We start from the raw sequence: 2,334 nt of genomic DNA on the forward strand, positions 1-2,334 counted from the left end.
TTGCTTGCTCGTCTCAAAGAAAGTATTTCATGAACGAGTAAGCTTTTTCTACCTCCAAAAAATTTTTAGATTGTACATCATCCTTCTATCCGCCATCGCCTGACTTATGCCATTACTGCGGGAGTGAGCCTTAAAGCTGTAGTCCTTATCCTGCATAGCTTATAGCTTTTCTTAGTGCCATTCCCCTCTTAATCCTTGACGTTCAGAGTTAATACGAACTTGCTCTTCTAGACCCTGTTTGCAGCGTATTAAGTTATTTTGTATAAGACAATTAGCAGTTTCAATAATATTTTCTGTAGAGCGGTAATTTTCGTTAAGTAGTAATCGTTTTGCTTTATACTCTTCTTGGAATTGAAGGATATATCTAGTATCAGCACCTTTAAAATTAAAAACATTTTGGTCATCATCTCCAATAACACAGAGATTAATTTGTACTGACTGTGTTTTATCCTCAGATTGATTTAAGCCAGAAATTGCCTTAATTAAACGATATTCTTTCTCAGTGACATCTTGGTATTCATCAACAAATATATATTCTAATTTTCCTAAAAATTGAATCCGTCGTGCCTGAGTATCTTCATCTGCATCTTCAAATTCTTCGCCTTTTTCAATTAATTCGCAAGCTTCAACCAAAAGCCGATCAAAATTTATTGTTTGAGTTCCTCTGTATTCACCTACCGTCCGTCCCAAAAGTGATAAGGCTAAACCGTGGAAAGTAAAGACCCGAATTCGTGATGCTTGTTCGCCAATCAAATTACGCAACCGCAACCGTAATTCTCTAACTGCATTACGGTTGTAAGCTAAAACAAGAATACGCTTCGGCTCAACTCTCTTAACCTTTACAAGATAAGCAATCCGGTGAACAATAGTTCTTGTTTTACCAGAACCAGGGCCTGCTATCACTGCCATTGTTGGGTCTGAAGCTAGAACGATTTCTTTTTGAACAGGGTTAAGCGGTTCTATAATACGCTTGTAATCTTCTATAAGAACAGGTTCGATAATATCTTCTACAGAAAATTCGTACTTTGAAATAAATTCTTCTTTATTTGTGCCAAAGTAATCACTAACGAATTGCTGACGTTGTTCTGCTGACTTGAGTTTTCCATATTGCACCATATAATGAGTGCGACGAGTTTGTTCATCATAGTGAGCTTTAACTTCATGGTAATGGCTTTTTACTGTGGAAACACTTGCATTTTTTATTACACGGATTTTCAACGACTGTTGAAAGAGATTCAGCCCATCACTTAATCGAATGATTTTTCTCTGGTGCAGCCACAAAAGAATAACTTCTAACTCTTCATTATTCCAGTCAAGTTGAATTTTTTGGGTAACTTCTTTAGCAAGTTTACCTAATTCGTACTTCAGAGGTAATCTCGCCCCTGTTGTATCTTTCAATGCTTGATATAAAACTTCCAATACTGTAGTTGTGAGAATTTTATGCTCAGGTAAATGCTCTGCAACTTCTATTTCTCCTAAGCGAACCACATCACTAGAAATTCTACTTAACTTTAGCCATTTTTGAGCAACCCAACCTTCCAAAATATCTATGATGTTGGATGCTCTGATTTTTTTACTATTGTCTGGGTCAAGTCGAGAAGCAAGTCCACGCAGATTTATTTGTATTTCATTTTCATTACCAAACAACTCATTAAGCACTTTGAGTAATTGGTCTTCTAACTGGCGAATGCGTTCATGATTATTACGGGCATCTCCTCTTACACCCTTAGTAATCACAAGTGTAATTGGTATTTCAAAAGAACAGACTTCAGCCTTTTGCAGTTCACGGATTCTAGCAGTCAGGTCATGTAAGCTAATTCCAGCTTCATCACTGAGGCGGTCGAGGGGGAACGGTTGATCATTGCTATTACAATAAGCTTTCGCAATGTGCATTGCCTGAATCAGCCGCTCAAAGTTATCTGCTTCAAACCGGGATAAATCCTTCATCCGGCTGTATTCCTCAAACTGCTCTATAGACTCAGCAAAGGTATTATGGCTTAGTTCAAATTCGATAAAGCTTGAAAAATTTTCGGCTCGTTCTAATAAACCAAATTTTTCTAAGTAATGCAACCCTGCTTTAATCTTAGTATTTTGCTGCTCTGACTCTTCTCCAAACTCTTCATCAAAGTCGCCCATTTGATAAATTTCATTAGTTGTCACCCAAAACCAATCATCTCTAGCACTACCAAACGTACAGTTACGAATATGTCTGGTCGAGATCAAGACATTTTTTAAATCTTGTTCGGTCAGTAGACCTCTTGCAAAATTACTTTTATGTTATAGTCAAGGGTTTGCATTTTGGAATTGCTAAATTTAACTCATAGTTATAAATTG

1 protein-coding gene is annotated in these 2,334 nt (G+C 36.9%); it reads right to left on the minus strand.

Annotation, left to right across the window (positions count from 1 at the left end; genetic code table 11):
• Positions 1–171: 171 nt before the first annotated feature.
• Positions 172–2,223, minus strand: a complete 2,052-nt coding sequence (locus H6G26_RS40970; RefSeq protein ID WP_242054397.1) for a UvrD-helicase domain-containing protein — start codon at positions 2,221–2,223, stop codon at positions 172–174.
• Between the last annotated feature and the right edge of the window lie 111 nt (positions 2,224–2,334).

The sequence above is a fragment of the Nostoc sp. FACHB-888 genome, assembly GCF_014696655.1.
In the GTDB taxonomy this organism is placed as follows: domain Bacteria; phylum Cyanobacteriota; class Cyanobacteriia; order Cyanobacteriales; family Nostocaceae; genus Nostoc.